This is a genomic window from Flavobacterium kingsejongi (assembly GCF_003076475.1).
Classification (GTDB): domain Bacteria; phylum Bacteroidota; class Bacteroidia; order Flavobacteriales; family Flavobacteriaceae; genus Flavobacterium; species Flavobacterium kingsejongi.
This window is the reverse complement of sequence record NZ_CP020919.1, coordinates 4163022-4186129: the sequence shown is the minus strand read 5'-3', so window position 1 is coordinate 4186129 and position 23108 is coordinate 4163022. Positions and strand designations below refer to the sequence as shown.

Here is a 23108-nt window from a genome sequence, read left to right as displayed (position 1 = left end):
AACGAATCAAAATTATGATTTTACAAAGAAAGGTTTTATCTTTAAATCCTGCACTCAAAAAAATAAAAACCATACAAAATATACACTACTAAAACTGTATATTTGCTGACTATTTTTACACATTCAATGGATAAGAAAACAGAAGAATTTTACGCACGCTTAAAAGAAGAATTAAACGAAAGCAGCCAATGGCCGATAGAATATTTGTATAAATTTATTGTTCCGACTTCTGCGGAAAATATTTTTTATGTAGAAAATTCTTTTAACGACATGGGCGCTGTTATCGAAACTACACCTTCTAAAACAGGGAAATATACTGCTATTTCTATCAATGTCAGAATGAAAAGCGCTGACAATATTATCGAAAAATATATTGAAGTTTCGAAAGTAGAGGGAATTATTTCGCTATAAAACCAAGAAGAACAACAGAATTAATTATGCAAGAAAATCCACACGATGTTATTCAGCATCTTGAATATAATGCTGAAAGGCCTCATTTGATTATTCCGGAATACGGACGTCATTTGCAAAAACTGATTGACCAGGCGACCCAGGTTGAGGATGCAACGGAACGGAATAAAATGGCGCGATACATTATTTCGGTTATGGGGAACCTGAATCCGCATTTGAGGGACGTGCCTGATTTTCAGCATAAACTCTGGGATCAGCTTTTTGTAATGTCTGATTTTAAACTGGAAGTGGAATCACCCTACCCAATACCTTCACGGGAATTGCTACAGCAAAAACCGGATCCGCTTAATTACCCTCAGAATTTTCCAAAATACCGTTTTTATGGCAATAATATCAAGTATATGATTGATGTGGCCAACAAATGGGAAGATGGAGAGATGAAAAGCGCTTTGATTATCGTGATTGCCAATCACATGAAAAAATCCTACCTGAGCTGGAATAAGGATACGGTAAAAGATGATGTTATCTTTGAACACCTTTATGAATTGTCTGATGGGAAGCTGAACCTAAAAGCATCTTCAGAAGAATTATCGAATTCCTCGGACCTGATGCGTACGAACAAAAGGATGTCCAATAAAATTCAATCCGGGCCTCAAAAGCCGAAGATTACCAAAAACGGAAAACAAAACACAAATAAAAATATAACCCGAAAATAAATTGCAAAAGCCAAGTCTACAACCCGGTCATTCCGTGGTGTGTCTTGGTTTTCAGAATCCCGTCAGAAAAATATGGAAACTTTCAAAATTGAAGGAAATGTACCTTTAAAAGGTGAAATTACTCCGCAAGGAGCAAAAAATGAGGCCTTACAGATTTTATGTGCTGTATTGCTTACTCCGGAAGTAGTTACAATCAACAATATCCCGGATATTATTGATGTAAACAAATTGATTTCCTTATTGAAAAACCTTGGTGTAAAAGTTACTAAAATCGCGAAAGGATCGTATACGTTCCAGGCCGATGCTATTAACATGGAATACCTGGAATCAGAAGCTTTTAAGAAAGAAGGAAGTTCCCTTAGAGGTTCTATTATGATCGTAGGCCCGTTATTGGCGCGTTTCGGAAAAGGATATATTCCAAAGCCAGGTGGAGACAAAATCGGGAGAAGACGTTTGGATACCCATTTTGAAGGACTGATTAATCTGGGGGCAAAATTCAGGTACAACAAAGAAGATCATTTTTATGGCGTTGAATCTCCAAGATTAAAAGGAGCGACTATGTTATTAGATGAAGCTTCTGTAACCGGAACGGCAAATATCGTAATGGCCGCAGTATTGGCAGAAGGAAAAAGCGCCATTTATAATGCAGCTTGTGAGCCTTACCTGCAGCAGCTTTGCAAAATGCTGAACCGTATGGGGGCAAAAATCACCGGTATTGGTTCCAACCTGCTGGAAATTGAAGGAGTAACGGCTTTGAATGGCTGTGAGCATACCATACTTCCGGATATGATTGAAATCGGATCCTGGATTGGACTTGCTGCGATGACCCGTAGTGAGATTACCATTAAAAATGTAAGCTGGGAAAATCTTGGGGTAATTCCGGGAACATTCCGAAAGCTTGGTATTACACTGGAACAAAAAGGCGATGATATCTATATCCCGGCTCATACCGACGGATATGAAATCCAAAATTATATTGATGGATCTATCCTGACTATTTCAGATGCACCGTGGCCTGGTTTTACACCGGATTTATTGAGCATTGTCCTGGTTGTAGCTACACAGGCTCGCGGTAGTGTATTGATTCACCAAAAAATGTTTGAAAGCCGCCTGTTCTTTGTCGATAAATTGATCGATATGGGCGCAAAAATCATTTTGTGTGATCCGCACCGTGCTGTAGTGATTGGGCATGATTTTAAATCACAACTGAAAGCGACGACCATGTCTTCACCAGATATCAGGGCTGGAATATCCTTGTTGATTGCAGCACTTTCTGCTAAAGGAACGAGTACAATCCAGAATATTGAACAAATCTACAGAGGTTATGAGAATATTGAAGAACGATTGAAAAGCCTTGGGGCAAAAATCGTTTCGGAATAATTCAGAAAGCCTTAAGCATATAAAAAAGCCCGGATTCAATAGGAACCCGGGCTTTTTGTTTTATAGCATTAGCGGTATTAATCCAGTAAGCCGCCAAATTTAAATCCTACAATGATACCGTCGGCCTGAAATCCTCCCTGGTACGAGCGTACATAATCCACGCGGAATACCCGGAATTTTCCAAATCCAACATTATCAAAACCAACAGTAAATTCCTGATACGGTTTGTAATCGGGTGTAGCGGCCTGGTGTGCGCCTATAATTAAATTCCATTGCAGTTGATTGAGTAATGGAATTTTGTTCATGATGTACCCTTTAAAGTTATGCTCTGCATGGAATTCGAAATAAGCATCATTAGTGCTGTGGGTGTAATAGGGCATCAGGTTGAATGAATTCAGGTAGTTTCCGGTTAATCCTACATGGGTTTGATTACCATTGAAATGTTTGTAATCCATAAAAGCGATGTTTTCGGCATTAAAGAATTTTCCTCCTTTAATATTGATGCCAAAATCACCCTTATTACCAATGGTCGTACGATAGCTAACTGTTCCTGCAATTAAATCATAATTATAACGGTCTTCACTACCGGCAAGACCTTTTTCATACGCCAGCGACAGTGTCGGGTATTTGCTGTTCGGGATATTCATTTTTCCATCAGGTCGCGTAATGTAATCCTGTGCGAAGCGAATGCGTGTTCCAATAGTCGCTTTTACTAAATTGTGTTTTGAAAAAGCCGGAGTACTGTAGTCATTTGGCGCTAAAGGATTGTTTGAGGTATACTCTTTGTTATTTTTGATCAGGACATAATCGGTAGTATTAAATAATGGCTTACGGGCTGAATATTCAACTTTAGCACTCGCATAAATTCCATTTACCACTTCCTGTCCATAGACAAACTGTAAAAATTCTTTATTGTAAAGCTTCATGTAATTGTCTTTAAAAAACAAAGTGCTGACCGAGTTGACGATATTGATGATCGGTTCGTTTGAATTGAATTGCTCTGCCTTACTTCCTCCGGAGATCGAAAAGGAGGCATAATTTTTTGTATTGAAACGGTGAGAGAACGCACCTATCACACGCAAACGGTCTTCAGCTACTCCATAGTTAAAATTTACGCTGGCAGCTGATGATTTACCTGTACTTTCATCATATTTCCGAAAGGAGAATCCGGTCCCGAAATTCCAACCTTGTACCGTATTGAATCCAAGAGATCCGATATTGAGCAATCCCTCGTAATTAAAGCGTGTTTTTTTGAAGGTATTGGTATAGGTGTAGCCAGTTAAAATTTTTCCAACTTTAAATTTATTGCCTTTCGCATCTATAGAATCCAGGTAGACGATTGATTTACGGATCGTCTGGATGCTGTCTTTTTTCTTGTAGTCGGCAACTTCTTCTTCCGTTAGTGGAACAGGACGGTAAGTATCCCAGTAACTGTCTTCTTTTTTATTGGAGTCAGTAGCAAATGTGGCAATCTCCCTGGAGAATGTTTTCTTTTCAAAAGCGTCCTTAAATTCGTAATTACTAAAAACGTGTGTGAATTTTCCAGTGAATTGTATTCCAAAGATCCCAGCACTAAAGTCGAGGGTCTGGAGATTTTTTACCCACATTTTCGTTTGGGTGTTGTAATTGTAATTCTGGGTAATCGTCATTTTTTCCATAATAGGCTGTTGTGCCCGATAACCCAATACTTCGAGGTCAACAGCATAAATCGCCCAGCTGTCTTCGACAATATAGATGTAACCTTCAAACACAGGTTCCTTATCCCGTTTGGCAATGACTTTTATTTTATTAATCTGGTTGTTGTTATCGTCATAGAAAGAACCTTCTAATTTGTATTTGTAATAATTGAAGGCATTATTAGCAATTGGCGATACCATATTGATATTGAAGTCCACATAATTGTCATAAAAATCATAGTCGGTTTCGCTGGCCGTATTGAAACTGAAGCCATTGTCGTTTCCACTGACTTTTGAAGCAATGATTTCTTCTTTGATTTTGTCCGGTTTCTGGTAAATTATTTTAGATACGGTCTCCGACAAATATAATATTCCGGTTCGTGTAGAGTCCAGAGTGCCGTCGAAATCGCCAACTTCTACGCCCATGATTTTTTTAGGCATGTCTTTTACCCGGAAAATCCCACGCGAATAAAAGTCTGCTTTGAATTTGTCCGTTTTAGCCGAATTAATTTTTTTACTTGCAATTGCTTTTTTAATAATGGCATTGGCTGGGTTTTCCTGATTGGAAATAACAACTTCGTCCAATGTGAAATTCTCATCTTCCAATTCGATATCCAGTTGGTGTGGAAAAGCTACCACATCAATCGTAACTTTTTTTGTTTTATAGCCGAGGGACTGGAAGATTAGGGTATATTTTCCCTTTTCCCGGATATTGATTTCATAATTCCCTAAATCATTAGAGGAACTTCCGTTATAGGTATTGGCGACCAGTATACTGACGTAAGGTAATATTTCGCCTGATTTTGCAGTTACTTTACCACGGATTTGTGCAAAGCTTAAAGCGGTGAATAATAAGAAGAAAAGTAAGGTGTAAAATTTATTCATATATATAGGTGTGGGGATTTAATAGCAAGAATAAAAAATTATAAAAGGGAAAGCAGTGCAAGATCGTAACCTTTCATCCCAAAGCCGAGGATAACTCCTTTGGCAACTGGTGAAATATAAGATTGGTGCCTGAAACTTTCTCTGGAAAAAGTATTGGAGATGTGTACCTCAATAACGGGTGTTGTTACTGCTTTGATCGCATCGCCAATCCCAATAGAAGTATGGGTATAGGCTCCTGCGTTGAGTATGATGCCATCATAGGAAAATCCTTTTTCCTGAATTTTCCCAATAAGTTCCCCTTCAATATTACTTTGGTAATATTCCATTTCCAGTGTTGGGAATTTTTCCTGCAGCAATTCAAAATAAGCTTCGAAAGTCTGGCTGCCGTATATTTCGGGTTCTCTTTTTCCTAACAGGTTCAGGTTAGGGCCATTGATGATAATTATTTTCATGAGTGTAAATTAATGTATATCCAATAATAAGGTAATAGTATAATGAAGTAAGCACAATATATAAAAAAAGCCATTCTAAAGGAAGAACAGCTTTTTTTATAAGGTATGTATAAGACTAGAATAAGTAACCTAAAGATACCTGGAATACAGCATTTTTAACTTCTGCATCTTTATTCGCTTCTGTAAGACCGATTGTATAACGGGCCTGTGCAAAAAGGCTTTCTGTAACTTTTAAGGTTACGCCTCCGGCAGCAGCAAAATCGAATGATTGGTTGTCACTAAGGTTCACATCATTTTTCTCACTTACCAGAAAAGAGAATTGTGGTCCTACGTCAATGCTCAAACGATCCGTTAATAGGTAGAATTTAGCCATCACAGGGATAGAGATATAAGCGGTTTCATTTTTGAAATCGTCTCTGGCATCTGCAAATTTATAAGTTGCTCCTTGTGTAGAATATAGTAATTCAGGTTGTACAGAGAAATTTTGTACTACATTAATTTCAGCCACTAAACCGGCATGGTAGCTGGTAAGGGATTTGTAATCAATACCGTCAACACCGCCATTGTAATTGGCAAAGTTAGCTCCGGCTTTTACACCAAAGCGTACAATTTGTGCTTGCGTACTTACCGTTCCGGCAAGAATCAAAAAGGCAACGACTATCAGTTTTTTCATAATTAGGTTATTTTAATGGTTAGGTATTCTGATTTTATGAAACAAATTTATCCAAATTTAATCCTGAGCCTACTACGAGTGTATTAAATATTTCTTAATATTTGTTTTTTTGTACTATTATTCTCCTTCTTTTTTGAGCGTTTTTTACCTTAAAATCGATACTCTTTTTCTTTTTTTGGGATTTAAAAAGCAATTATCATAGTATAAAACGAATATTGATAGCAAATTGTTGCTTTTCAGGCATATATTGCTAAATTGTTAGTATAAAGTTTCTTAACTGTTTAATATTCAAAAAAATACAAATTAATATACCTTTTTTTGATGATTTAGTAACGTTTTGTTAGTGTGGATATTCTGAAAATGTTACATTTTTCGAAATTTAAAACAATAATCATGAAAAAAATCTTATTTTCAGTTGCAGCAGTAATGGCTTTTGGATATGCTAGTGCTCAAGAAGAAGTTAAAGCTTTTGGTTTTGGTAAAGGTGATATTTTTGTAGAAGGAAGTTTAAACTTCAACTCTACAAAAGATAACAATTCTGACGAAAAAACAAATAACTTCAACTTTACTCCTAAAGCAGGATATTTCTTAACAGACAAAATTGCTGTTGGTGTACAATTAGGAGTTGGATCAGGAAAAAAAGAAGATGCTACAGGTGAAGTAAAAACAAACTCTTTCTCTGCAGGTGTATTCGGTAGATATTATTTCCTTGAATTAGGACAACGTTTCAAAACGTATACTGAACTTGGAGTAGGTTATGCTAGTGTTGGTGGTAAAGTTTCTCCAACAGGATTACCTTCTACAGATTTAGATGATACTAATGAAATCAATTTTGGTTTAGGTTTAGGTATGAACTATTTCATCACACCACAAATCGCTATCTCTTTTGGTTTGTCTGATATCTTATCTTACAGATCTTATAAATCAGATGCTGACAATGCAAAATCAGTAAATGAATTCAATGGTAACCTGAATGTTTTCAAAAACTTTTTTGATACTCCAACATTTGGTATGCTTTACAAATTCTAATCAGAAGTTGTTATATGAAAAAACCTCTCAGCAAGCTGAGAGGTTTTTTTGTTTATGGCATTTTTGCGAGATCTTAGAATTTGTATCCAACACCAATCTGGAATACAGAGTTGTTTACTTTTCCAACATTGTTGTTTTCGAAAACTTCTGTTAAACCGTAATTGTATCTTCCGGTTGCAAATAATCCAATTTCTGTTTGGAAGGTAAGACCACCAGCAACTCCGAATTCAAAATCTTTTGCCGAAAGGCTGGAGTGATCTAAGTTTACAGTTCCATCACTGGATCCTGGGTTAATCTCAAATTTGTCTCTTACTTTAAAGCTAAATTGTGGTCCGGCTTCTAAGCTTAATCCCGGTACAATGTATACTTTTGCAAGTACTGGTACATTAATGTAATCTAACTGAACTTCAGCTTTGTCTCCTTCAGGCCCTTCAAAATCAGCTTTAAATCCTTGTCCGGAATATAATGCCTCTACCTGAATAGAGAAAATGTCTGCCAATGGAAATTCAGCCAATGCGCCCACATGGAAACTGGTTCTGGAATCTGGACTATCAAAATCACCTGTTACAGTAGCGAAGTTCACCCCACCTTTGATCCCGAAACTCGGTGCCATAGATTTCGTGTTACTTGCTTCCTGAGCTGTTGATACTGATACTGCCGCTAACATTAGCGCACCTGCTGTCATTAATTTCAAATTTTTCATAGTAATTAGTTTTAGTTTTGTAATCTAAAATTAGATTTAATACTTTGGCAGTACTTATAAAGAATTCTTAATTCACATAACTTTAACCTGTATGAAAAGTTGGAATAAATTCATTAAATCCTACCAGTCCTATCTTAAGATTGAAAGAGGTTTGTCTAAGAACTCCATTGATAACTATACTTTTGATGTGCAACGGTTGTGTGATTATCTATCTGAAAATCAAATGGATGTCAGCCCTTTGGTGATCGGAGAAGAGGAGGTTCAGGGGTTTATTTATGCCGTTTCGAAACAGGTAAATGCGCGCTCCCAGGCCCGTATTATATCAGGATTAAAGAGTTTTTTTAGCTATCTTATTTTTGAAGACTACCGTGAAAATAATCCGTTAGAATTGATTGAAAGCCCAAGGATAGGAAGGAAATTACCGGATGTATTGTCGTTGGACGAAATCAATGCTCTGATTTCTGCAATCGATTTGGAGACCAATGAAGGAGAACGGAACCGCGCCATGCTGGAAACTTTATACGGGTGCGGATTGCGTGTTTCGGAATTGATCACGCTCCGGCTATCGGATTTGTTTTTTGAAGAAGGTTTTTTGAAGATTACCGGCAAAGGGGACAAGCAGCGGTTTATACCGATTAGTGAATTTACGCAAAAATATATCCTGCTGTACCGGCAGACAGTACGGTCACATTTGACTATTCAAAAAGGTTTTGAAGACACGCTTTTCCTAAATCGAAGAGGTCGGCAACTGACGCGGGCGATGGTATTTACGATAATTAAAAACCTTGCTGTTGCAATCCAATTGGACAAAGTAATCAGTCCGCATACCTTTCGACATTCCTTTGCAACCCATTTATTGGAAAACGGGGCAGACCTACGTTCCATACAGTTAATGTTGGGGCATGAGTCAATAATTACTACAGAAATATATATGCATATTGACCGTAAACGATTGTCAGAAGTCATGAATGCATTTCATCCAAGAAAATAGCCATTTCATCGAAATTGGGAATTTTTTCATCCCCTTTTTTAAAATTAAGATTCGTTCACCCTGTACTTTTACGTAAGTTAATTAATACGTAAAGGATGATTGAACAAGCTGGTCAAAGCATAGATGGGTATTCTGATTTAAATAATTTTTATAAAAAATTACTTAATGAGGTTCCTGATCTTATTTTTCAGCTTGAAATAGCATCTGATAAAGATTTTAAATTCCTGTTTGTCAGTCCTGCGATTAAGGAGCTTTATGAGTTGGAGGTAGAAGATGTAAAGCGGGATGCTTCTTTAGTACTGGAAAAAAGAATCCTGGCAGAAGACTACATGCCTTTTTTGCATTCCATACTCAAGGCAAAGGTCGATTTAAAGCCATGGTCGAATGAGTTTAAGGCGATGTTGCCCAAAAAAGGAGTCCGTTGGTTTTTAGGAAGTGCCAAACCAGAGCGAATGGAGGATGGGCGCGTGATTTTTTACGGCAGGATTGCAGATGTGACAGAGAAAAAGGAGTAGGAACTGAAATTGAAAATTTCGGAAGAGCGATTTCAGTTTGCATTGGATGCCAATGAGCAGGGAGTTTGGGATTGGGATCTGGTTACTAATAAGGTATATTATTCGTTGCAATCGCGAATGATATTAGAGATTGGAGTAGAGGAGAAAGCGGACAGCCCGGAAGTTTGGGACGAGCGAATCCATCCCGATGATAAGGTGGCTTATTTTGCAGATATCCAAAAGCATTTTGAGAATATCACACCTTATTATCAGAATTACCACCGGGTACTTTCTAAAAGTGGCGAATACAAATGGATCTTGGATCGCGGGAAAGTTGTACTTCGGGATGAACTGGGAAATCCACTTCGTATTATTGGTACGCATAATGATATTTCTGCTCAGAAAATCAAAGAAGATGAATTGATAAAGACATTAGGGATCGTCAGTGAACAAAATACACGGTTGTTGAATTTTGCACATATAGTATCTCATAACCTAAGGTCACATGCGGGCAATTTTAAAATGTTGCTGGATTTGATAGAATCTGCAGAAAACAGGGAAGAGGAGCAGGTTACATTATTGCATTTGCGAACGATTTCCAATGAGCTAAGTGAGACTATTGAACACCTCAATGAACTTGTAGGGATCCATTCCGAATTGAAACCAGTTAAGGAGTCGTTGAATCTCCATGATTATTTCAGAAAAACGCTGAATATCCTGGGGGAAGAGATTAATAAGCATAAGGTTGTTATCCATGATGAGATTCCGGCAGACATTCATGTTCAGTACAATCCTGCTTATCTGGAAAGTGTACTGCTTAATTTTACGACCAATGCGATTAAGTATTCGCATCCGGAGCGTCATCCGGAAATCCGATTCAAGTGTGGTGAGGATCAGCGACGGTATGTGCTGGAAATAACCGATAATGGTCTCGGGATTGATTTAGAGCGTCATGGGGAGTCTTTGTTTGGGATGTACAAGACTTTTCATAAGCATCCCAACTCGAGAGGAATAGGCTTATTTATAACCAAAAACCAGATTGAGGCGATGGGAGGAGAAATAGAAGTAAAAAGTATTGTGGGGGAAGGAACGGTTTTTAAAATATATTTTAATAATGAAGAAATTTAATGATGTTTTTGTAGTAGATGATGATAAAATATATCACTTTATATTAAAGAACTTACTGAAAAAAATAATATAGAAGTGACCTCTCATTTTTTTGAAAATGGGCTGGATGCATTAGAAGGACTGAAAGAGCATAAAGGGAATCCTGGTAAATTGCCGGATTTAATCCTGTTGGATATTAATATGCCAATCATGAACGGATGGCAATTTTTGGAAGAATACCGCAAAATAAAGAAAGACCTGATCAAGAACACCGTCATTTATCTTATTAGCTCGTCTAATAATATTGTCGATATCAATCGTGCTAAAGAGTATCAGGAAGAAGTAAAGGACTATTTTATGAAACCTGTCAGCATGGAAGATATCACCCGTATTTTCTTAAATTAACCCACTTTAGAAATGCTTATAGTAAACCGGTTATAGGGATTTTTTTTCAGAAGTTACCCTGTTGATAGAAAAGCAATAGATCAAATATAAAAGAAAAGGGCAGTCATAAATTATGACTGCCCTTTTTGTATGTAGTACGGATATTATTTTGCGATATTGACTGCTCTTGTTTCGCGAATAACAGTAACTTTTACCTGACCTGGATAGGTCATTTCCGTTTGGATTTTCTGTGAAATATCAAAAGAAAGGCTTGCCGCATTTTCATCAGTTACTTTTTCGCTTTCTACGATAACGCGTAGTTCACGTCCAGCCTGGATAGCATAAGCATTTTTTACCCCGTTAAAACCGAAAGCAATATCTTCCAGGTCTTTTAATCGTTGGATATAAGAATCCAGTACCTGGCGTCTTGCACCTGGTCTTGCACCTGAGATTGCATCACACACCTGAACGATAGGAGAAAGTAGTGATTTCATTTCGATCTCATCGTGGTGGGCTCCAATAGCATTACATACTTCTTCTTTTTCACCATATTTTTCAGCCCATTGCATCCCAAGGATTGCGTGAGGGAGGTCACTTTCCGTATCAGGAACTTTACCAATATCGTGTAACAGACCAGCTCTTTTAGCCAGTTTTACATTCAGGCCTAATTCTGCTGCCATCAATCCACAAAGCTTGGCAACTTCTCTGGAGTGTTGTAGTAAATTTTGCCCGTAAGAAGAACGGTATTTCATTCGGCCTACAACTTTGATTAATTCAGGGTGTAATCCGTGTATTCCTAAGTCAATTACGGTACGTTTTCCAACTTCGATGATTTCGTCATCGATTTGTTTGGCTGTTTTAGCTACTACTTCTTCAATTCGGGCTGGGTGGATACGGCCATCAGTTACTAATTTGTGTAACGCAAGACGGGCAATCTCTCTTCGAACCGGGTCAAAGCAGGAAAGGATAATCGCTTCAGGAGTATCATCAACAATGATTTCAACGCCTGTTGCTGCTTCGATAGCACGGATGTTACGGCCCTCACGTCCAATAATACGTCCTTTTACATCATCGGATTCAATGTTGAATACGGAAACGCAATTTTCTACTGCTTCTTCAGTGCCCACTCGCTGGATTGTGTTGATGATGATCTTTTTCGCTTCCTGTTGTGCAGTAAGCTTAGCTTCTTCCAGTGTGTCCTGGATGTAAGACATCGCATTGCTTTTGGCTTCCGCTTTTAGGCTGTCGATCAATTGGTTTTTAGCATCGTCTGCAGACAGGCCGGCAATGGTTTCCAACTGCTCTACCTGGCTTTTGTGCATTTTGTCTACTTCTGCCTGTTTGATCTCCAGAAGTTCCGATTTTTTATTGTACTCGCTTATTTTAGCTTCCGCTTCGTCGTTGACTTTTTTGGTTTTGGCTAATTCATTTGAGATTTGAGATTCTTTATCGCGGGTTCTTTTTTCGGCTTCTGCTATTTTTTTATCTCTTCCTAAGATAACTTGTTCGTGTTCTGATTTTAGCTCTATGAATTTTTCTTTTGCCTGAAGAATTTTATGTTTTTTTTCAGTTTCAGCGTCGGCTTTAGCATCTTTCAAAATTGAAGCAGCTTCTTTTTTTGCATTTTTAATCAAATTTGAAACATTGCTTTTTTCGATCATCTTAGCGATTCCGAAACCAACGCAGATGCCAACAATTGTGGCGATAACTATTAGTAATGTACTATCCATTTTGTTTAAGGGTTTATGTATAAAAAAAGCCTACATTAGAGAGATTGTATAAACTCGTGTCGACAAGTTTTGAGCTAACTTGCTGTATCAAGGATCTGCGCAGGGCAGCATGCTTTAGCAGCAAAGATTTACTCATTTTAATTTGTTAGTGTTGAGTTTACCAAAAATGAACTAATGTAGGCAGTATTTTAGTCTATGTAAAGAACGTGTTTATTTATCGAGATATTGAATCAGTAAATCATTAATTTTTTGAAGTCTTTCTTTGGTGTCATCACCAAGGGTCGATTTGTCAATTTGTTGTTGTTCTAATTGCGAGGCGAATTGTAGCGCACACATGGCTAATACATCCTGTTTGTCCCGTACAGCATAATTTTCTTCGAACTGCTTAATCATCACATCAATCTTCTTAGAAGCACTCCGGAGTCCTTCTTCCTGCGAAAAATCCACATTAAGGGGATATACACGGTCTGCAATTGATATTTTTATTTTGAGCTTTTCATCCATAAAATTCTTTCTAATCAGAAAGTTGTGCTATACAGTAATCAATTTCGCGAATCAATGAATTTATCTTGAGTTTTGTCTCTTTCTTATTTTCGTCACTGCCGAGTAATGAATTGGCGACTTTTAATGTGTCAAACTGGCCTTTCAGTGCATTAATCTCCTGCGATTGCTTTTGAGCAATAGCCATAGATTTAGTCAATTCAGATTCTAAATCCTGATTCTGTTTCTCTAAACTTTGCATTTTCTGCAAAAGCTTTCGAACTTTATTTTCAAGAGAATCAACTATATCTATAATTTTACTCATTGGAGCCAATATTCATTACATAACTTTACAAAGTTAATATTCCTGCTGAATTTTGCAATACTTTTAATTAAAAATTGTAAATTCAGTACGATTGGTGTACGAATAATGCAACTAATGAGTTATAGTTAGGTGTAATTTATACTATGATTTTAACAACATTTTTTTAAATTAGCAGAAATATATTTTATGAGGATTTCTTTTTTCTTTCTTTTCATCTCTACCTTCGTTTTTTCACAGGCTCAGTATCCTAAAGATTACTTTCGATCGCCTTTGGATATTCCATTGCTCACCTCCGGTTCCTTTGGGGAATTGCGTTCCAACCATTTTCATGCCGGCCTTGATTTTAAGACCCAGCAAAAAGAAGGGTTGAATGTGTATGCGGCAGGTGATGGTTATGTGTCAAGGATCAAAGTTTCTACCTGGGGCTATGGCAGGGCTATTTATATTACCCATCCTAACGGTTATACTACGCTATACGGCCATTTGTCAAAATATGCCGGGGCAATTAATGACTATGCTAAGAAGAAACATTATGAAGCGAAATCTTTTGAAATTGATGTATTTCCGGAGCCGGGAGCTATAAAAGTTAAAAAAGGAGATGTTATTGCTTTATCGGGTAATTCCGGAGGATCTGGTGGTCCCCACCTGCATTTTGAATTCCGTGATTCAAAAACCGAACGGATTATCAATCCTATGGAATTCGGATTTGATGTTTTGGTAAAAGACACAAAAATGCCGGTAGTGGCCGGAGTAATGGCCTATCCGATATCCGACAGTGCTAGCGTGAATAATTCTCAGAAGCCGATACTCCTGCAATTGTCACAGCAAAAAGACGGTTCTTATATCGCTGAAAAAGTGAATGCCCAGGGGAAAATTGGATTTGGGATCAATACGTATGATCTTGCCGATTTTACTACAAACCGGAATGGAACGTATAGTGTGAAAACGTCTGTTAATGGAACGCCGTTTTTTGGGTATCAATTTGAATCCTTTGGATTTGACGAGAGCCATTACATCAATGCATTGATTGATTATCCGAGATTTAAAAAAACCGGGCAGCGTTACCAGAAACTTTTTATGAAATCACCATATGATCTTACCATTATACAGCCTGGGAAATCAAACGGAATCATCACAGTATTGCCTAATGTGACTACAAATTATAAAATAGAACTTTCTGATTTCAATGGAAATAAACGCGATGTAACAATTCCGATTGCTTTTGAAAAGCAGGAGGTAGTTGTCAATCCCGATGCCGGAAAAACGCCTTATTTCCTTAAGGCCAAAAACGATTATAATTATAAAAAAGATAATGTCACGGTGTTTATTCCCGCAAACACATTTTACGAAGACTTTTACCTGAATTTTGATGTAAGGGGTAATGCCCTTTTTCTGGCGGATGAAGAAGTGCCGATCCGTTCTAACCTGAATATCTCTTTTGAAGATGCTTCTATTGCAGAAGCAGATAAGCCCAAAACCTATATAGCGACTGCTAATGGCAATTCCAGCCGGTACAATGCGACCACTTTTAAAGGCAATGTGTTTTCGACCTGGACGAAAGGGTTGGGGCGTTTTATGCTTGCTAAAGATACTGTAGCGCCGAGGATTACAAATTTGAATTTTGCAGAAGGAAAATGGCTGACGAAACAAAATACGATCCAGTTTGATATCAGCGATGGCCAGTCTGGGATTGGCAGCTATAATGCCTACATGAACGGAAAATGGATCTTGCTGGAATATGATTATAAAACCAGGCGCGTGGTACATTATTTCGACGAAGCTATTGTAGCCGAAGGTAAAAATGACCTAAAAATTGTTGTTACCGATAATGTGGGAAATTCTACTACCTTTGAAACGAACTTTTTCAGATCTCAACTTAAATAGCAATAGAAAATTGAAAGCAAAATACCTTATTTTTTCAGTCTTGTTTTTGGTGGTAAGTACAACTGCTTTTGCCCAGAAAGCAAGGGTTAAGGGCGTAATTTTAGATGAAAACAATAAGCCTGTCGCGGGGGTTAGTGTTGCTTTTGGTGCTGCTTCTTCCATTTCCAATGAAAATGGTTTCTACCTGCTGATTGTTCCGGCCAATAAAGAAGAATCACTGGTTTTCTCCCATACCGGGTATAAAAATAGTGCCTTGCTACTTACTTTAGAACGTGATGAAGAGCGTGAATTCAATCCGGTTTTAAGCCAAAAAATAGAACAGTTAGGTGTGGTAGTAATTACCGATGAAAACCGAAAAAGGATTGAAGGGATTACCAATATCGACCCCGCCACAATACGGATGATCCCGGGCGCAAATGCCGGAGTAGAAAATATCCTGAAAACATTGCCGGGTGTATATTCCAATAATGAACTGAGTACACAATATGCTGTTCGTGGAGGGAATTATGATGAGAATCTGGTGTATGTGAATGAAATTGAAGTGTATCGCCCATTTTTAATCCGTTCTGGACAACAGGAAGGATTGAGTTTTACAAATACGGATATGGTGCAGAATGTGGATTTTTCTGCAGGAGGATTTCAGGCGAAGTATGGGGACAAACTTTCTTCCGTACTTGATATTACTTACCGAAGGCCTACCCGTTATGGTGCTTCCGTTGAAGCGAGCTTTTTAGGAGGTAGCCTTTCCTTTGAAGGAGTGTCCAAAAATCAAAAATGGTCGGCGATTACAGGAGTGCGTTATAGAAATAACAGCCTTTTGGTAAACAGCCAACAGACCCAAACGAATTATACTCCGGTTTTTGCGGATGTACAAACCTATGTTACGTACAATGCTTCTTCGAAACTGCAATTGAGCTTTTTGGGGAATATTTCCCAAAACAAATACGATTACCAGCCGTTGACCCGCCAGACCAATTTCGGGACGCTTAGTGATCCGATTGCTTTGCTTGTGGTGTATGAAGGACAGGAAAAAGATAAATACGAAACACTTTTTGGGGCTTTTAAAGCCAATTACAAACTGACGGAGCGCACGACACTAAAATTTATAGCTTCGGCTTATCACACTACTGAACAGGAATATTTTGACATATTTGCCCAATACCGACTTGGAGAGGTAGATACGAATATCGGATCGGAGAATTTAGGGAATGTGACCTATTCACGTGGAATTGGTTCCCAATTGAACCATGCACGGAATGACTTGGATGCCTTAATTGTAAATGCAGAAGTAAAAGGATTCCATGATCTCGACGAAAACCAGATTGAATGGGGTTTTAAATATACACGTGAGGATATCCGTGATCGTGTTGTGGAGTGGGAAGTCATTGATTCAGCCGGTTTTTCCATTAATCCACCAAACCTGGGCTTACCTGTAAATGATCAGCCTTATAATCCCTATACAGGGCCTTTAGTGCCGTATCAGAATGTACGCGCTAAAAACCTGACCACGATCAATCGTTTTTCAGGCTACGCCCAATGGAACCGAAGAGGGAATTTGGGAAGACATGAAGTATGGTATAATGCCGGAGTCCGTATGCACCAATGGCAGGTAGAAGGTGATAATTTAGATGGAAAAAGTCAGGTAATTTTTAGCCCAAGGGCGCAATTTGCCATAAAACCCGACTGGGATAAAGATATGGTGTTCCGGGTGTCGGGAGGTATTTACAGCCAGCCACCAATGTATCGGGAATTACGCGATGCTACCGGTGCTGTGCGTCCTAATGTAAAAGCGCAACAATCTGTTCATATTGTTTTAAGCAATGACTATAGTTTTAAAATGTGGGACAGGCCATTTAAGCTGGTTTCGGAAGCCTATTATAAGAGTATGACCGATGTGAATCCGTACACACTTGAAAACGTGCGGATACGCTATAGTGCCGAAAATAATGCCAAAGCCTATGCTATGGGGTTTGACATGCGACTGAATGGCGAATTTGTTCCAGGGACGGAGTCCTGGGTCAGCCTTGGATTTATGAAAACGGAAGAAAATATTGAAAACCGGGGTTATATCGCACGACCGACCGACCAGCGTTTTAAAGCAGCAATCTTATTCCAGGATTATATGCCCAACATACCTAATGTCAAAATGTACCTGAACCTGGTATATAATACAGGATTGCCTGGTGGATCTCCATCGTATGCCGATCCCTATTTATACCAAACCCGTTTGCGGGATTACCGTCGTGCTGATTTAGGATTTTCCTATGTGTTTACCGAGGGAAAGAAAGAACTTAGTGAAGGGCATTGGCTAAAACCATTCCGCGACCTGTCATTAGGATTGGAAGTTTTTAACTTGTTTGACAATCAAAATGCCATTACGAATACCTGGGTAAGAGATGTGTATACAAAATCCCAGTATGGTATTCCGAATTACCTAACGTCAAGGGTTTTTAGTATAAAATTGACAGCTAAAATATAATTGGTACGTTCTATGGGAATATAGAATTATTAGGATAGGGACTAATCTGTAACTATTGCGATGGAATATGGGATTTAACAAGTCGAAATAACAGGCATAACTTCAAATTTTTCTTATATTTGAAATACTATTTGAAAGAAAACATTAGAATTCATAACATGAAAAAAACGAACCTGCTTCTGATTGCGCTTTCGCTACTTTTTTTTGCAAGCTGTAAAAAAGAAGTAGATACCCCAAAAGTGCGATATGATGAATCGAAAAACGTAGTGAAAAACCCTGTAAAAAGAGATTCATCGCAAATAAAAATCGCGGATCTTCCCATTAATATGGAAGGTACCAAATACCTGATTCACCCTATTGGAGATGTACGTCTTTATGAAGACCGGTCCAGTCGATATGGCTCCAGTAATACCAATTCTGTGAGTTATTCCATTTCGAATTACAATCGCTTTGAACTGACCGGATTTTTGCAAAACCTAAAATTCCAGCACATCGATTCTACTGCCATTCATCCATTAACCGATAAGGTGATCCAGATTCAAACCGTTACCTATTTGAACACGGTTGCCGACAGGACGAAAATGCAGGTTTTGATTTATAATCTGGTCGATCAGGATACCAATAAAGATGGGAAATTAGATTCCAATGATATCAAATCATTATATATTAGTACTATCGGAGGGAAGAAATTCAAAAAACTATCGTCCGATTTTCAGGAACTTATTGACTGGAACATTGTAGAAGTACAGAATAAATTATATTTCAGGACTATTGAAGATATCAATAAGAATGGATCGTTTGATAAGAATGATGTGGTGCATTACCACTTTGTAAATCTGGCAGACAGCAACTGGGAAGTGGTCAATTATGAGCCTATTTAATATCCCAAAATCATATAAAAAAAACTCTAAGGCAACTTAGAGTTTTTTTATGCGGTTAAATCAATATATCGCTTTCGAGATCTGATTTCTCTATAGTAATGTCTAAATCCAGCCGTTTGATCAATTCGATAACCAGGTTTTTATACCAGTTTTCGGATCGGGGATGAATGTATATTTTTTCGATCAGTAAGTTGATGTCAACGTTAATCTTAAGCCCTTCATTAATGGTGATTTTTTGCCTTGAAAGATCCGAAATGATCCGGATTTCCCGTTCATATTGAAAACTTTTACGCTTGAATAAGAAAGGGAAAAAATTATTCTCGAAAGGTGTATGCTCTTTCTTATAGTCGATATAATTTACTTCACCAATGTATTGCTTATAATGGGTTTCGAGCTTTAAAGCTTCTTTAATTCGTCCTACGGTGGATTGTATGGCAAGCCCTTCGCTGTTTTGTGTAAAAATCTGCCACATGGCAAACGACTCGTATTCATTAATGTGCCAACTGCTAATTACTACATTTTTGCGGTGCTTTTTGTAGTAGTCCAGAAATGTAGGATTTTTTTCGGCAATCTTTTTTACCTCTTCAAAGGATGGTTCGCTGAAAGTGCCTTCATATTGGTCTTCAAATTTATCCGAACGCGACATGAAGAGTTTTCGGGATAGGACCAGATCCAGGAATTTAGAAAGATCCAGGTATTTCCATACGATAGTGTCTGGATCTTCAGGGAGCAGGATTTGGTCATTTTCTATATACATAATCTAAAAATACAATTTTATTTAGAATCCTGTGAAAATTTCTAACCCATAGGGCAAAAAAAAATGTTTCATCGAAATGAAACATTTTTTGGTATTATTCGAAGGATTGCATCATTACAAGCTTCTTGTAAGTGCCATCCTTGGCGATAAGCTCATCATGGCGTCCCTGTTCTACGATACGCCCTTTTTGCATCACAATGATATTGTCTGCTTTTTGTATCGTTGACAACCTGTGGGCAATGACGATCGAAGTTCGGTTTTGCATCATATTCTCTAAAGCAACCTGTACAAATTTTTCACTTTCAGTATCCAGTGCAGAAGTTGCTTCATCAAGAATCATGATCGGTGGGTTTTTCAGTACAGCACGGGCAATATTAAGGCGCTGTTTCTGTCCTCCGGAAAGTTTGTTTCCGCTATCGCCAATGTTAGTGTCAATCCCCAAAGGCAGATCTTTTACGAATTCGTAGGCATTTGCAATTTTTAAAGCTTCAATAATTTCAGCATCGGTAGCATCTTCTTTTCCAATCAGGATATTGGATTTAATAGTGTCATTAAATAAAATGCTATCCTGCGTCACAAGGCCGATCAGGTCCCGTAACGATGTAGTGGTGATGTCTTTGATGCTGATACCGTCAATTTTGATATCTCCTTCATTAACGTCATAAAAACGGGTAAGCAGGTTAGCAATAGTACTTTTTCCGCTCCCGGATTGTCCGACGAGGGCAATAGTTTTACCCTTTGGTACTTCTATAGAGAAATCTTTCAGTACATTTTCGTCTTCATACCTGAAATTGATATTTTCGATGGTAATTTTATTTTCGAAATCCAGTTTGTTGATAGCGTCAGGTTTGTCGCTCATTGGATTTTCTTCTTCTAAGATCGCAAAGACCCGTTCTGAAGCCGCCAATCCACTTTTTAAAGCATACGATGCTTTAGAGATTGTTTTGGCAGGCGTAAGAATATTGTAGGCTAATGTCATGTAGGCTAAGAAATAAGCCCCTTCAATGGATTTTTCTACCAATACCATATTCCCACCATACCATAATAATACGGCAATTGTGGTGATTCCTAAAAATTCACTCAATGGCGAGGCTAAGTTGTTCTTATTTCCGATACTGTTGGACAACCGTAGCAGGTTATCAATAGAGCGGTTGAATTTTTTGGTGAAGTTACTTTCGGCATTATAACTTTTAATGATTTTTAACCCGCTTAGGGTTTCTTCTACAATAGAGATAAAATACCCGGATTCCTGTTGTGCTCTTTCGGATTTATGCTTTAGATTTTTACCAATTTTCGTAATGATAAAGCCTGAAATCGGAATAAAAAAGAAAACAAATAAGGTCAGTTTTACACTGATCGTAAACATAGTGATTATGGCAAACAGTATCGTAAGGGGCTCCCGTACAATAAGTTCGAAAATAGCAAAAAAGGAATTTTGAACTTCTGCCACATCGCCCAGCATTCGTGCCATTACGTCACCTTTTCTTTTTTCAGAATAAAAAGATACAGGCAGGCTGATAATCTTTTGGTATAAGGTATGCCTTAAATCGCGCAATACACCGTTACGAAGCTGCGTGATATTATAGGATGCCAGATAATTAAAGAAGTTTTTGAGTAAAAAGGAAATGATAATCAATGAAATTACCAAAAGCAACGCATACTGCGGACCGTCATTTTTTATCGTCTGCGTCAGGTTGTAATATAAATAGTCCTTACTGTACGATCCAATTTCGAACATGGATGTGAAAACAGGCTTCTTATCAACTTTTTCAGTATCGTTGAACAATACCTGCATCATTGGAATTAAGGCAACAAAAGAAAGCGTACTGAATAATGCATAAAGTATATTAAAGATGATGTTTAATACAGCGAATCGCTTATACTTTTTTGCAAAAGGGATTAATTTTTTAAAATTATTCATTAGTTGATTTTAAGTTCTGTAATAATAGACTGGATTTTAGCATCCAGCATGCGTTCGACAGCCTCGGCATCCGCTACAGATTCCAGAGTGTCGTTAACGCTGACATAAAATTTTATTTTAGGTTCAGTGCCGCTTGGGCGTGCTGCAATTTTTGTGCCGTCTTCCAGGTAATAAATCAATACGTTTGATTTTGGGATGGTCATCGTCTCTTCTTCGTCTGTAAAGAGGTTTTTGGCAATGGAGCTTTGGTAATCTTCGAGCATTACGACACGAAGTCCGGCAATTTCTTTTAGCGGATTTTCGCGCAGGTCAATCATCGTTTGTTTGATTTCCTGGGCACCTTCAATTCCTTTTCGGACAAGAGATACGAGGTATTCTTTATAAAAACCATATTCGGTATACAATACCAATAACTCTTTATATACAGAACTGCCTTTGGCTTTAGCTTGTGCAGCCAGTTCGCAGATCAGGAGGGAAGCTGCTACAGCATCTTTATCCCGTACGGCATCGCCTACCATAAAACCAAAACTTTCTTCACCACCTCCGATGAATTTTAATTCCGGAAAGTCCTTGATCATTTTAGCAATCCATTTGAACCCTGTAAGGCCCACTTTGCATTCTACATCATAGGCTGTTGCCAGTTCCATCATCATAGGAGTGGAGACAATCGTAGAGCCTACGAATTCTTTTCCGGTGATTTTTCCGGCTTTTTTCCATTGTTCCAATAAGAAGTGCGTCATCAGGACCATGGTCTGGTTTCCATTGAGCAAAATCATGTTGTGGTGGTTGTCTCTTACGGCAACCCCCAATCGGTCGGAATCAGGGTCGGTACCAATAACGATATCAGCATCTATTTTATTAGCGAGTGCCATAGCCATTGAAAGGGCTTCGGGTTCTTCCGGATTTGGTGATTTTACCGTTGGGAAATCGCCATTTGGTTCGGCTTGTTCAGGAACTATGTGAAAATCACTATAGCCTGCCTGCGCCAATACATCAGGGATAACAGTGACTGATGTACCATGTAATGGGGTGTATACGATTTTCAATTCTTTCTTAGCCGCTGCCGGGGTATCAAAACTGGCATTTGCTATTGAAGAATCGATAAAAGCTTTATCAATAGCAGTGTCGATATATTCGATCAGGTCTTCATTAGCTTCGAATTTGATCTGATCGTAGGTAAGGTCTTCGATGACTTTGATGATCTCTGCGTCCTGTGGTGGGACCAATTGGCCACCATCCTGCCAATAGACTTTATAGCCATTGTACTCTGGAGGGTTGTGGGAAGCGGTCAATACAATTCCAGCATGGCATTTCAGGTATTTCAGCGCAAAAGACAATTCCGGTGTCGGGCGTAAAGCAGAGAATAAAAAGACTTTAATCCCATTGGCTGAAAAAACATCGGCCACCACTTTAGCCAGTGTGTCGCTATTGTGCCTGCAGTCATAAGCTATTGCTACTTTAAGGTCTTCTCCTGGAAAAACTGTTTTCAGGTAATCGGAAATACCTTGTGTATTTTTCCCTAAAGTATATTTGTTGATACGATTCGTCCCAACGGCCATGACACCACGCATACCACCGGTTCCGAATTCAAGGTTCTTGTAGAAGCTTTCTTCCAGTTCTGCCGGAGCAGTAGTCATCATGTTTTTTAGCGCTTCATGCGTCGCTGTATCAAAAATTGGCGAAAGCCATATGTTTACCTGATCTAATATCTCTTTTCTGATATTCATAGTATAATGTTTTTATTTAATTG

Annotated in this window: 21 protein-coding genes and 1 other RNA gene; 11 read left to right on the top strand and 11 right to left on the bottom strand. The window is 38.2% G+C overall.

The window, feature by feature from the left end; genetic code table 11:
• Window positions 1-126 precede the first annotated feature (126 nt).
• The 3 genes from FK004_RS18925 (at window position 127) to murA (ending at window position 2507) form a co-directional block, all read left to right on the top strand.
• Window positions 127-411, top strand: a complete 285-nt coding sequence (locus tag FK004_RS18925; RefSeq protein WP_108738659.1) for a DUF493 family protein — start codon at window positions 127-129, stop codon at window positions 409-411.
• Window positions 412-437: 26 nt separating this feature from the next.
• Window positions 438-1127, top strand: coding sequence for a DUF4290 domain-containing protein (locus tag FK004_RS18920; RefSeq protein ID WP_108738658.1), 690 nt, complete (start codon window positions 438-440; stop codon window positions 1125-1127).
• A 72-nt stretch (window positions 1128-1199) separates the two neighbouring features.
• Complete coding sequence (murA, locus tag FK004_RS18915) at window positions 1200-2507, top strand: UDP-N-acetylglucosamine 1-carboxyvinyltransferase (RefSeq protein ID WP_108738657.1); 1308 nt, start codon at window positions 1200-1202, stop codon at window positions 2505-2507.
• A 77-nt stretch (window positions 2508-2584) separates the two neighbouring features.
• Here the strand turns inward: murA and FK004_RS18910 are convergent, their stop codons facing one another.
• The 3 genes from FK004_RS18910 to FK004_RS18900 form a co-directional block, all read right to left on the bottom strand.
• Window positions 2585-5068, bottom strand: a complete 2484-nt coding sequence (locus tag FK004_RS18910) for a DUF5686 and carboxypeptidase regulatory-like domain-containing protein (protein WP_108738656.1) — start codon at window positions 5066-5068, stop codon at window positions 2585-2587.
• Window positions 5069-5106: 38 nt separating this feature from the next.
• Window positions 5107-5520 (bottom strand): type II 3-dehydroquinate dehydratase, encoded by a 414-nt coding sequence (gene aroQ, locus FK004_RS18905; protein ID WP_108738655.1) that lies wholly within the window; start codon window positions 5518-5520, stop codon window positions 5107-5109.
• Between the two features lie 115 nt (window positions 5521-5635).
• Window positions 5636-6193, bottom strand: a complete 558-nt coding sequence (locus tag FK004_RS18900; protein WP_108738654.1) for a porin family protein — start codon at window positions 6191-6193, stop codon at window positions 5636-5638.
• Window positions 6194-6586: 393 nt separating this feature from the next.
• Between FK004_RS18900 and FK004_RS18895 the strand changes: the two genes are divergently transcribed.
• Entirely contained in the window at window positions 6587-7222 is a 636-nt protein-coding gene (locus FK004_RS18895) for an outer membrane beta-barrel protein (protein WP_108738653.1), read from the top strand.
• A gap of 73 nt (window positions 7223-7295) precedes the next feature.
• Here the strand turns inward: FK004_RS18895 and FK004_RS18890 are convergent, their stop codons facing one another.
• The gene (locus FK004_RS18890; protein ID WP_108738652.1) at window positions 7296-7925 is read right to left on the bottom strand and encodes a porin family protein; all 630 of its coding nucleotides are present in this window, start codon (window positions 7923-7925) and stop codon (window positions 7296-7298) included.
• 91 nt (window positions 7926-8016) lie between these two features.
• Here FK004_RS18890 and FK004_RS18885 point away from each other — a divergent pair, with 91 nt between their 5' ends.
• From FK004_RS18885 to FK004_RS18875, 4 genes are all read left to right on the top strand, one after another.
• On the top strand, window positions 8017-8916 hold the full coding sequence (locus FK004_RS18885) for a site-specific tyrosine recombinase (protein ID WP_108738651.1): 900 nt from the start codon (window positions 8017-8019) through the stop codon (window positions 8914-8916).
• A gap of 95 nt (window positions 8917-9011) precedes the next feature.
• Window positions 9012-9431: a PAS domain-containing protein gene (locus tag FK004_RS19540; RefSeq protein ID WP_227871642.1), complete on the top strand. Its 420-nt coding sequence runs from the start codon at window positions 9012-9014 to the stop codon at window positions 9429-9431.
• A gap of 9 nt (window positions 9432-9440) precedes the next feature.
• Window positions 9441-10538, top strand: coding sequence for a sensor histidine kinase (locus FK004_RS18880; RefSeq protein ID WP_227871641.1), 1098 nt, complete (start codon window positions 9441-9443; stop codon window positions 10536-10538).
• A 30-nt stretch (window positions 10539-10568) separates the two neighbouring features.
• Window positions 10569-10922: a response regulator gene (locus FK004_RS18875; protein ID WP_108738650.1), complete on the top strand. Its 354-nt coding sequence runs from the start codon at window positions 10569-10571 to the stop codon at window positions 10920-10922.
• Window positions 10923-11065: 143 nt separating this feature from the next.
• Here the strand turns inward: FK004_RS18875 and rny are convergent, their stop codons facing one another.
• From rny to FK004_RS18855, 4 genes are all read right to left on the bottom strand, one after another.
• Window positions 11066-12631 carry a ribonuclease Y gene (rny, locus tag FK004_RS18870; RefSeq protein WP_108738649.1) on the bottom strand — a complete coding sequence of 522 codons (1566 nt, stop codon included), beginning with the start codon at window positions 12629-12631 and terminating at the stop codon, window positions 11066-11068.
• Between the two features lie 50 nt (window positions 12632-12681).
• Window positions 12682-12788, bottom strand: a non-coding RNA gene (gene ssrS, locus FK004_RS18865) — 6S RNA.
• A 53-nt stretch (window positions 12789-12841) separates the two neighbouring features.
• Window positions 12842-13135 carry a cell division protein ZapA gene (locus FK004_RS18860; RefSeq protein ID WP_108738648.1) on the bottom strand — a complete coding sequence of 98 codons (294 nt, stop codon included), beginning with the start codon at window positions 13133-13135 and terminating at the stop codon, window positions 12842-12844.
• 10 nt (window positions 13136-13145) lie between these two features.
• Window positions 13146-13436, bottom strand: a complete 291-nt coding sequence (locus FK004_RS18855) for a hypothetical protein (protein ID WP_108738647.1) — start codon at window positions 13434-13436, stop codon at window positions 13146-13148.
• A 186-nt stretch (window positions 13437-13622) separates the two neighbouring features.
• Here FK004_RS18855 and FK004_RS18850 point away from each other — a divergent pair, with 186 nt between their 5' ends.
• The 3 genes from FK004_RS18850 to FK004_RS18840 all read left to right on the top strand — a co-directional run bounded on the left by FK004_RS18850 (window position 13623) and on the right by FK004_RS18840 (window position 18680).
• The gene (locus FK004_RS18850; RefSeq protein WP_108738646.1) at window positions 13623-15320 is read left to right on the top strand and encodes a M23 family metallopeptidase; all 1698 of its coding nucleotides are present in this window, start codon (window positions 13623-13625) and stop codon (window positions 15318-15320) included.
• Window positions 15321-15330: 10 nt separating this feature from the next.
• The gene (locus FK004_RS18845) at window positions 15331-17799 is read left to right on the top strand and encodes a carboxypeptidase-like regulatory domain-containing protein (RefSeq protein WP_227871640.1); all 2469 of its coding nucleotides are present in this window, start codon (window positions 15331-15333) and stop codon (window positions 17797-17799) included.
• 158 nt (window positions 17800-17957) lie between these two features.
• The gene (locus tag FK004_RS18840; RefSeq protein ID WP_108738644.1) at window positions 17958-18680 is read left to right on the top strand and encodes a hypothetical protein; all 723 of its coding nucleotides are present in this window, start codon (window positions 17958-17960) and stop codon (window positions 18678-18680) included.
• A gap of 55 nt (window positions 18681-18735) precedes the next feature.
• Here the strand turns inward: FK004_RS18840 and FK004_RS18835 are convergent, their stop codons facing one another.
• The 3 genes from FK004_RS18835 to FK004_RS18825 all read right to left on the bottom strand — a co-directional run bounded on the left by FK004_RS18835 (window position 18736) and on the right by FK004_RS18825 (window position 23085).
• Window positions 18736-19437, bottom strand: coding sequence for a DUF2971 domain-containing protein (locus FK004_RS18835; protein ID WP_108738643.1), 702 nt, complete (start codon window positions 19435-19437; stop codon window positions 18736-18738).
• Between the two features lie 94 nt (window positions 19438-19531).
• Window positions 19532-21358 carry an ABC transporter ATP-binding protein gene (locus FK004_RS18830; protein WP_108738642.1) on the bottom strand — a complete coding sequence of 609 codons (1827 nt, stop codon included), beginning with the start codon at window positions 21356-21358 and terminating at the stop codon, window positions 19532-19534.
• Entirely contained in the window at window positions 21358-23085 is a 1728-nt protein-coding gene (locus FK004_RS18825; protein WP_108738641.1) for a phospho-sugar mutase, read from the bottom strand. The genes FK004_RS18830 and FK004_RS18825 overlap by 1 nt, the downstream gene beginning before the upstream one ends.
• Window positions 23086-23108 lie beyond the last annotated feature (23 nt).

What these genes read in the sequence shown, in the direction of transcription:
- FK004_RS19540 (WP_227871642.1), top strand. Translation starts at nt 9,012, where the DNA reads ATGATTGAACAAGCTGGTCAAAGCATAGATGGGTATTCTGATTTAAAT.
- FK004_RS18855 (WP_108738647.1), bottom strand. Translation starts at nt 13,436, where the DNA reads ATGAGTAAAATTATAGATATAGTTGATTCTCTTGAAAATAAAGTTCGA.
- FK004_RS18840 (WP_108738644.1), top strand. Translation starts at nt 17,958, where the DNA reads ATGAAAAAAACGAACCTGCTTCTGATTGCGCTTTCGCTACTTTTTTTT.
- FK004_RS18920 (WP_108738658.1), top strand. Translation starts at nt 438, where the DNA reads ATGCAAGAAAATCCACACGATGTTATTCAGCATCTTGAATATAATGCT.
- FK004_RS18825 (WP_108738641.1), bottom strand. Translation starts at nt 23,085, where the DNA reads ATGAATATCAGAAAAGAGATATTAGATCAGGTAAACATATGGCTTTCG.
- FK004_RS18910 (WP_108738656.1), bottom strand. Translation starts at nt 5,068, where the DNA reads ATGAATAAATTTTACACCTTACTTTTCTTCTTATTATTCACCGCTTTA.
- FK004_RS18900 (WP_108738654.1), bottom strand. Translation starts at nt 6,193, where the DNA reads ATGAAAAAACTGATAGTCGTTGCCTTTTTGATTCTTGCCGGAACGGTA.
- FK004_RS18860 (WP_108738648.1), bottom strand. Translation starts at nt 13,135, where the DNA reads ATGGATGAAAAGCTCAAAATAAAAATATCAATTGCAGACCGTGTATAT.
- murA (WP_108738657.1), top strand. Translation starts at nt 1,200, where the DNA reads ATGGAAACTTTCAAAATTGAAGGAAATGTACCTTTAAAAGGTGAAATT.
- FK004_RS18885 (WP_108738651.1), top strand. Translation starts at nt 8,017, where the DNA reads ATGAAAAGTTGGAATAAATTCATTAAATCCTACCAGTCCTATCTTAAG.
- FK004_RS18925 (WP_108738659.1), top strand. Translation starts at nt 127, where the DNA reads ATGGATAAGAAAACAGAAGAATTTTACGCACGCTTAAAAGAAGAATTA.
- aroQ (WP_108738655.1), bottom strand. Translation starts at nt 5,520, where the DNA reads ATGAAAATAATTATCATCAATGGCCCTAACCTGAACCTGTTAGGAAAA.
- FK004_RS18835 (WP_108738643.1), bottom strand. Translation starts at nt 19,437, where the DNA reads ATGTATATAGAAAATGACCAAATCCTGCTCCCTGAAGATCCAGACACT.
- FK004_RS18895 (WP_108738653.1), top strand. Translation starts at nt 6,587, where the DNA reads ATGAAAAAAATCTTATTTTCAGTTGCAGCAGTAATGGCTTTTGGATAT.
- FK004_RS18830 (WP_108738642.1), bottom strand. Translation starts at nt 21,358, where the DNA reads ATGAATAATTTTAAAAAATTAATCCCTTTTGCAAAAAAGTATAAGCGA.
- rny (WP_108738649.1), bottom strand. Translation starts at nt 12,631, where the DNA reads ATGGATAGTACATTACTAATAGTTATCGCCACAATTGTTGGCATCTGC.
- FK004_RS18890 (WP_108738652.1), bottom strand. Translation starts at nt 7,925, where the DNA reads ATGAAAAATTTGAAATTAATGACAGCAGGTGCGCTAATGTTAGCGGCA.
- FK004_RS18850 (WP_108738646.1), top strand. Translation starts at nt 13,623, where the DNA reads ATGAGGATTTCTTTTTTCTTTCTTTTCATCTCTACCTTCGTTTTTTCA.